The organism is Paenibacillus sp. FSL R7-269, from assembly GCF_000517865.1.
GTDB lineage: Bacteria > Bacillota > Bacilli > Paenibacillales > Paenibacillaceae > Paenibacillus_AQ.
In genome coordinates, this window is the sequence record NZ_ASPS01000067.1 from 21,729 (window position 1) to 29,310 (window position 7,582).

Genomic DNA, 7,582 nt, shown 5'->3' on the forward strand with positions numbered 1-7,582 from the left:
GCCGACCTCTTCGGCAGGCAGCGCGAGGTTATCTTGCGTTATTACTATATAGGAGGATGAAAAATGAATGTGCAAGCCAAACAAAAGCCCGCCGAAACGCACATTACGGAAGTATCGCGGTTAAGCGTCGGGCGTTATCAAGTATGGAAGAGTATGGACCGCGAGCGCTATGAACAGTTCGTAGAGAACATCCGCGTTAACGGAATACAAAACGCGATTCACGTCGATGAGGACTACGTAATCCTCGACGGACACCACCGTTACCGCGCCGCGATTGACTGCGGACTTGAACTCGTACCGGTTATGCGCCATCTCGCGCTAACCGACGAAGAAAAAGAGGGCCACGCGTACTTTCTCAATACGCTAGGCCGCGATATATCGAAGAAGGAGAAGCAGGAAGCCGCAGTAACTTTGCGTCGGGCAGGCAAGAGTTACCGGTTGATTGGCGCGTGGCTCGGAATCAGCTACGGAACAGCGGTAAATTGGACGAAGGAAGCGGAAGGCTGTTCAGGTGATCAAAAATTAACACCTGAACAAACGGCAGACTCAGCGGACGGCAAATCGTATCCGGCAACACTCGCAAGCACTCCCGCAATCACCGAACGCGCTGAACGCATACAAGCCGCGCACGAATCTGGACTTACTATCCGGGACATAGCGCAGCAAGAAGGCGTATCGGTCGGAACGGTTCACGCGGATTTAAAACGCGAGATTGTACGGGGTGCCGACGCAGAGCTGGACGAAGAAGAAACGCAAATTACCGCAAAGCCGACGATCGACATGCGTATCTTTGAGTTAATCGAGTATGCGGCGCGGACGTCTGCGGAGGTAAAGGAGTACGGAGAGTTACCGCTGGGACCGGACAGATCGCTATTACGTTTCTTTCACGAGAGTCTGCGTCCGTTTGTTGGGAACCTCTCGATGTCAGTCGGGGACTTTACACGAGCTACGGATGAGCTGGCAAAAGAGCTTTATATGGAGCAAATGGGATTTATGGCGGAGATATCATTGCGGATGTTAATAGAACATGATTACGATAGAGCAGAAAAAATTATGGAGGCGATCGCAAATGGGTAACGTGAAAAAGGGAGTAACATTGTTGAAGAAGTTCCAAGCAGCACAGGAAAATAGTGGACCGAGTAACGCAGGTCAGATAGCACATTTCCGTACAAAAGGGGTTGATATCTTAGCGGAGTCCGAGATGCCGGCCTTTGGCTTTAAGAAGATCGGTCTTGACTTGACCGATAACACCTTCAAAAGCGTACCGGCAAACTGCGCAACTCCAGGCGTTAGGCTACAAGGTACTGCAATCGACGAGTCGGTTATCGACACAATCAACCTAAGCTCGTTCCGCACGTTCTCGGAAGTGGTCACTAACGATGTCCTGACCTGGCGGAGGATTCCTGGAAAAATTAAAGCATATGTAGGCGCGGGGTGGGACGACAAGCTGTCTGATGCTATAAACGAACAGATGCTCAAGAACATGCTGTACCAAATGCTTATTGGTGGAGTTAAGTTTGATGTACGCGAGGAAGCAATAACCGCGCACTCTCTTGTACGCTACATCATACAAAAGCCTGGCGCATCCACGCTGCGCACATTCTTCAAACATGCGGAGATTGATATCGACGACCGTCTAGCCGTATATCAAGCGTGGTCGTCTGAAGGCGTGCGCGATCTAATCACGGATATCTACGCCAAGAACCCGTACTTTAACGCAACAAGCCGTGAAGTTGTGGCGGAGTATAATCGCTACGTAAACCATAACGGAAACGTAGACTTGTCACAGTTTGGCGTAAATAAGGATATCGTTGAAGATTCGCAAGAGTTCTCCGCATTTAATAGCCAAGGACGGGTACTCTCCGCGATGGAGGCATTTATTGGTAAGAAGCGCGGGACGGCTATCGGGAAGGCAGCACGTAAATCAGTCGGCGGCCAGCGCGTACGGCCGAGCGGACCGGACCCAGCAATCATTCTATTGGAACGGTCTTTGGCGCGTAAACAATACACGTACTGCCAGGACAACAATGTATCCGAGCGTGCTTATTGGGGGCTGTTTGACGCCGAATTTATAAAGAGATATGACGTGTCTATTACGCAGAAGTTTCAGGAAAGCGGCGTCGTAAGTAGAACAAGCTGGACAATGCCTAAGTACTTACGCGCCACCGGTTTACTCACTCAAGCAAACGAGATCGCGGAACACCTCTCTCAAAAGGCCGCACTCGGACGTCGCTTGAATATTGCGCTAACTCCATCATTTTAAGCCATAGATAAGTATAACACAAACGATAATAATAATCAATAATATGGAAGGAGGCTGCTTTATGGAAAGAGCAATAAACGCAGCCTTATTTGACGCTGAAATAGAACGCTACCCCTGGCGCAATGTCATCCCGCACGCAACGAAGCTCATCGCGAGCTCCCCGTTCAGCCTGCGGTCCGATAACGCGCCATCTTTTTTTATCAACCGCGATCCATCTTCGCAGTATTACGGATGCTGGTCGGATAAAGGCGCGATCGACCCGGACTGGCAGAGTGGCGGCCCCATCCGTTTATACGCATTCTTGCGGAACATAACAAACGCTGAAGCTTGTGAAATTTTGTACGAAGTCCCTGACGCATACGCGCGGCCGGAATTGCGGATTAACTTACGCGGCACGGGACCGCCAGCTAAACGCAGGCCCGTCGACATCACAGCGTATATCGCGCAGGAAATAGCTGGCGCGGGAATTCCGTACCTAACCGGCCGTGGAATAGCGCCAATTATTCAGCGGCTGTACAGATGCGGATTCGATAACGCGAAGAATGCCGTTGTGATGCCGTGGGCTGGACCGAATGGCGACGTTATGAACGCGAAGTGGCGGGCAACGTGGGGAAAAGCGTTTTGGTACGCGCGGGGCGGGTCGCCGGTCAAGTCGATGATTTACGGGATCGACATCGCGTATCGGCGCAAGATAAAGCGCGCGGCTATCGTTGAGGCGGAAATTGACGCGATGACCGCAGCGTCAGCCGGTACGTTTGGCTTAGCGGTCGGCGGCTCGGAGTTTACGGATGAGAAAGCGGAGTTGTTACGAAGGAGTCCGATCGAGGAGCTGCTAATCGCGGGGGATAACGATGAGGCCGGCGAGAAGCTGCGCTGGGAGATTACGCGGAAGATGCGCGGGTATGTACGCCTGTATAACGTTGAGATTAGCGGAGGTAAGGATTTTAACGCGGTAGGTATCGAGGGAACGCGATTGGCTTGCGAAAGTGCTAAGCGGATTGATACGGTGCGACCGCGTTTGTTAATACGGTAAAGTCTACATTCTGTAGACGATATCGGCGGGAAGACCGTAGTCTGTCCCTTTCGCTGACGCATCACTTTTCTTTTTTACGCGGTGCATAGCGGAACTCGTATAGATCGCTTGGACTGTACTTGACGTCCGCGTACCTAAGGATAGCCTCCGTTATTGTGTGCGCAATAACAAGCGGCATCTTCTTACGCCGGCCAGTCGCATAAAACGAGATTGTCCGTTTATCGAGCTCCGCGTAATCTGCGAGCTGCTGCTGATCCCATCCGATCTCACGCAAAATGTCAGTGATGCGGCAGCGCCCGATTTCATACATCGCGCTGCCTCCGAAAAGATTATTTAATTATTATCCGCAAAAGGTGCGGGAGTAACCAGTCACTGCGATTAATACAATATAAGCCAAAAACAACAACTGAATAGAGAGGACGTAGCTCATGACATTCAACGAAGTATACGTTACCTTTAAGTCCGAAATCACCGCGATCGCCCGGCTAAACAGCCGCAAGACGCGCATCCCGACGGAGGACTTCATCAGCGCGCTAAACGAGGCGCTATGGAAAGCTCACGCCAGGTACGTTGATGACGGAAGGGCAACGCTGCAGACGTACTTGCGGACGGCCCTGCGGAACACCGCGATTGACGTAGTACGCGGAAAGCAAGGCGGATATGCACGAAGGGTTTACGCCACACTCGATAAGCCAGCGGATGAAGACACGCCAATGTCCGAACCCGCTGACGCCGAGACAACGGAGGCCGCCGTGTTTGACCGGCCAAACGCAAGGAAAGCGCATCAGCTCGAACTGATACGCTCCCTCGTAGGTAATGCTGATTCCCCGACGATGTCACTCGTCGAAGCCTTTCTCGCAGCGCCGCTAGACGCCAGACCGACTCAGATCGCCAAATCCGTCGGCCTTCACCACAAAGTTGCTAACGATAAGTTACGTAAGTTGTCCCGCAGTTACGACGCCAATCGTTTCGGCGGACTGTACGAGAACTTAGCCGTTTAGCTGAGAAACACGGAACGGACAATCGGGCAGAAAGTCCGTTCTGTGTAAAGTATATCACACTCGCGTAGTTATTATCACTTATGTATAGATTACCCTAAAAAATCCCAAACGAAACCTTAACGTTTTCAATTTTACGCAAAAAATTTGCGGTTGTCAACGCTTATTTAACCGCGCCCACTTAAATTATACGGAGGTACACGATATATGAACGCAAATAAACGTAAAAAGGACGCGGAAATCGTTCGGCAGCCTATCGCGAAGCTTACCGCGCAGCCTGACCGCTATGTCGACCGCATTTATAACGGAAGCTACGAAGAATACGAAGACGCTGCGGATTACATCGATGTGCTGCGCGGCTGGCCCTACGTATTGAAAGGACGCGTGATCGCATGACCTGGACCGCTAGTGCTCACGCAACTAAACGCGCCGCCGAACGGTTTGGCGCTACGGCCGATAACGTATCCGCGTGGTTTGACGATAAGCTCAGCGCCGCCCGTTACGTATGCAATACCGTTGCGGAAGACGGAAACGAGGCGCGGCTGTTCGTTAACGGTAAGATCATGTTCTTCGCGGACCTATTCGCCGACGTTGTAATGTCCGTACGATACGCATCCCGCACGCAGATAGCCGCTGACTGTATCGCCGAGCTCGCGGAAAAGGAGCTCCGTAAGCGCCAGGTCCGCGCACTTGAGGCGGAACGCGGCTGCGCAGCTAAGAAAGCGGAATTAGAAGCGCGCCGCATCGATCTTAACATCGCGTTATTACGGACACGTTCGGAATCGCGAACCGCCGTATTGACCGCTGAGCTCGCCGTAGTCGAAACGGAACTATGCGAAGTGCTGGCCGCCGTCAAGCGCGCTAAGCGGGAGTTAACGAGTTTCGCGGAGGGCTACGTATCGATGACGTCATAGGCGCTTCCCGCGCCAGCCGCACGGTTTGAGCGATGATTAGCGCTTGAGCCGCGCTGCGGACACGGGAAATAAGGTCCGGGATAGCGGTTCCCTTATCCGCTAAATAAAACGTAAAGGAAGCGTGATCGAATGAGCATGTTTACGAAGGTAGGCGCGGAGGCAGCAGCGGCAGGTAACAACGAAGGAGGCGCGAAAGAGAGTCCGATTATCTCGTTTAAGTCCGGATCAGCGTTTAAAGTCGGAGTCAAGTCGATTAACGATGTCGCGGAGTACTACGGATACGGAATGTTCGGCAAAGTTAACACGTTCCTGCCGGAGAAAGCCGCCGAGCGCAACGCTAAAGGCTACGTAACTAAGAATCCGTCATTATGGGATCAAGCGGCTGACCTTCTCTACGCGGATGCTAACACGGCCAAAGAAGCCGGCGCGGATGAAGCTGCGGTCAAAGTATTCACGGATGAGGCGTATCTCTACAAAGGTAAGAAACGTTACCTGCGCGCATTCTTCGACCTCACGACCGGCAAGGATATCGTAGTCGATCTAAGTCCGAAGCAGGAGCAAACGCTTAAGGCTACGATCGAGGATAATCTCGATGACCTCGACGCAATAGCGTTCAAGTTGACGAAGAAAGGCACCGGTACGAACGCAGTCGTCGCGCTGTCCGCCATCGTGAAAATGGACCGCGACCTGACCGCAGAGGAACGCGCTAACTTCGAGAAGCTCGGCGAGGCTCCGTTCGTCTTATCGGATTTCGAAACGTGCTTGTACGTAGCTGACACCGCTGAGCAAACGAAGAATCTCGTAATCGCCGGCTTTGATATCGGACGCCTCGGATTGTCTATCGGTGCTAACGCAGGTTCATCAGCGCAGCCTAACGCACAGACTCCGCCGCCTGCAGACGCTGACGCCCCGCTGGATATCGATGAATCTGATTTACCGTTCTAACGAGTGGTAGTCTACGCAACTATACGAAGGAGGCGACCGCGCATGTCAGAAGTACCGGTAACAACGGAGGTAAACGCCGATTCCGACGAAATCGTTGACGTAAAGTCTTCGCTAACCGTCGGCCTCGCGCTCAGTAAGTCCGCGCAGTTGCCTACGGCGGCACACGATGTCGCTGCGTTTATTAACACGATCCGCGATTTGACCGGCGAAGATTATGCGCTCGATGTGCGTGTGCAGATCGGGCCAGCAACAGAAGCCGGACGTAATAGCGACGGAACAGCGGTCGTAGGATTCGCGCTGCCGACGCAGGCTGACGAAGAGGAGGACGATTATGGGCGCGACACGCTACATTAATCGGCGCTGTTACTGCGGCTGTGCGAACGTTATGCCGGCCGCAGTCAAGACCGCGAAGTGCGTACGCTGCGGAATGTGGCTGCGCTAAAAACGAAGGGAGACGGTAACAATCGCACACTTAAGTGAAAACGTAGGTAAGTATTCGGAGCTGGCGGCGCGTCTTGCGCTGTTAGCTAACGGATGGACCGTGCATCAATCGGAAACTGACGAGGCGTATGACGTGCTCGCGAAAGACCCGGTCAGCGGAGAATACGCGAAGATACAAATTAAGACGATTCGCCAGCGTAAGGATCGCGGAGGCGACCTGGTTGTATACGCGAAGAAAGGAAACGGAACGACGTACGACCTGGCCGACGCTGATTACGTAATTGGCGTATGGGCGGTCGAGGGCGAAGTCCCACGCGTGTTCATGTTCGAGAATCGCTGCTTAACGGAGTACTGGTGCGCGGAGGCTCGCGCATCTGAGCGCTGGATCGAACTGTCGTTAGCGTTGAACCGCGATATTTATACGGAAGCAGCGGCCGCACTCGCGGAAGAAACGGAATTGCCTAGCGCGGCTTAAGCGGTGCGCTAACGTGAACGTACAAACCGGGGCGGAGGAGACAACGGTAATCGCCGAAGGCTCAGCCCCAACGAAGGAGATACGCTTAAATGGCGAAATTGAACGTAACTTATCCGGCAGTAGACGTAATGGTTAACGGTCAGGCTTACCGCAAAGTTGACCGTAAGGCGCAAGCGGGCGATATCGTTAAGGCGCTGAGCGGTTACACGGACGTCGCGGAGGGCGCGTTCTATGCCGTTTACGCTGATGAAGACGCTGACCCCGCGTTCAAAGACGATGTCGGAGACGAGCGCTACGTATTCCTTGATCACCGTGATCGCTACGAGACGTTCGCGCCAGTAAGCTCCGCAGTTACCGCCGAGGCTCCCGTATCCCCATCCGATGAGCTCACGTTCGAAGGCGCGCAATATCGTAAGGTCGACCGCTCGGCTCGCGAAGGTGACGTTATCGTGTTCCCGGAGGCACCGCGTAGTTACCTCACGTCAGGCAAGCCGTATCTTGTCGACGAGATTG

At 53.2% G+C, this 7,582-nt stretch carries 10 protein-coding genes and 1 pseudogene; 10 read left to right on the forward strand and 1 reads right to left on the reverse strand.

The window, feature by feature from the left end; genetic code table 11:
• The first annotated feature begins 63 nt into the window (after positions 1-63).
• From C162_RS26630 to C162_RS26640, 3 genes are all read left to right on the forward strand, one after another.
• Complete coding sequence (locus tag C162_RS26630) at positions 64-1,077, forward strand: ParB/RepB/Spo0J family partition protein (protein WP_036699497.1); 1,014 nt, start codon at positions 64-66, stop codon at positions 1,075-1,077.
• Positions 1,070-2,263, forward strand: coding sequence for a hypothetical protein (locus C162_RS26635; RefSeq protein WP_036699498.1), 1,194 nt, complete (start codon positions 1,070-1,072; stop codon positions 2,261-2,263). The genes C162_RS26630 and C162_RS26635 overlap by 8 nt, the downstream gene beginning before the upstream one ends.
• Before the next feature lie 61 nt (positions 2,264-2,324).
• Positions 2,325-3,296, forward strand: a complete 972-nt coding sequence (locus C162_RS26640) for a toprim domain-containing protein (protein ID WP_162174497.1) — start codon at positions 2,325-2,327, stop codon at positions 3,294-3,296.
• Between the two features lie 61 nt (positions 3,297-3,357).
• Here C162_RS26640 and C162_RS26645 read toward each other — a convergent pair whose 3' ends face one another.
• Positions 3,358-3,606, reverse strand: coding sequence for a hypothetical protein (locus tag C162_RS26645; RefSeq protein WP_036699500.1), 249 nt, complete (start codon positions 3,604-3,606; stop codon positions 3,358-3,360).
• A gap of 118 nt (positions 3,607-3,724) precedes the next feature.
• On the opposite strand from C162_RS26645, the gene C162_RS26650 reads away from it, so the two are divergent.
• The 7 genes and pseudogenes from C162_RS26650 to C162_RS26680 all read left to right on the forward strand — a co-directional run.
• Positions 3,725-4,297: a sigma factor gene (locus tag C162_RS26650; RefSeq protein WP_036699502.1), complete on the forward strand. Its 573-nt coding sequence runs from the start codon at positions 3,725-3,727 to the stop codon at positions 4,295-4,297.
• A gap of 204 nt (positions 4,298-4,501) precedes the next feature.
• Entirely contained in the window at positions 4,502-4,690 is a 189-nt protein-coding gene (locus C162_RS26655; RefSeq protein ID WP_036699503.1) for a hypothetical protein, read from the forward strand.
• Positions 4,687-5,208 (forward strand): hypothetical protein, encoded by a 522-nt coding sequence (locus tag C162_RS26660; protein ID WP_036699504.1) that lies wholly within the window; start codon positions 4,687-4,689, stop codon positions 5,206-5,208. The genes C162_RS26655 and C162_RS26660 overlap by 4 nt, the downstream gene beginning before the upstream one ends.
• Before the next feature lie 129 nt (positions 5,209-5,337).
• Positions 5,338-6,153 carry a hypothetical protein gene (locus tag C162_RS26665; protein ID WP_036699505.1) on the forward strand — a complete coding sequence of 272 codons (816 nt, stop codon included), beginning with the start codon at positions 5,338-5,340 and terminating at the stop codon, positions 6,151-6,153.
• Between the two features lie 42 nt (positions 6,154-6,195).
• Positions 6,196-6,507 (forward strand): hypothetical protein, encoded by a 312-nt coding sequence (locus C162_RS26670; protein ID WP_036699506.1) that lies wholly within the window; start codon positions 6,196-6,198, stop codon positions 6,505-6,507.
• 220 nt (positions 6,508-6,727) lie between these two features.
• Positions 6,728-7,069, forward strand: coding sequence for a hypothetical protein (locus tag C162_RS26675; protein WP_235218539.1), 342 nt, complete (start codon positions 6,728-6,730; stop codon positions 7,067-7,069).
• A gap of 89 nt (positions 7,070-7,158) precedes the next feature.
• Positions 7,159-7,582: pseudogene (locus C162_RS26680) on the forward strand (hypothetical protein); the annotation flags it as partial.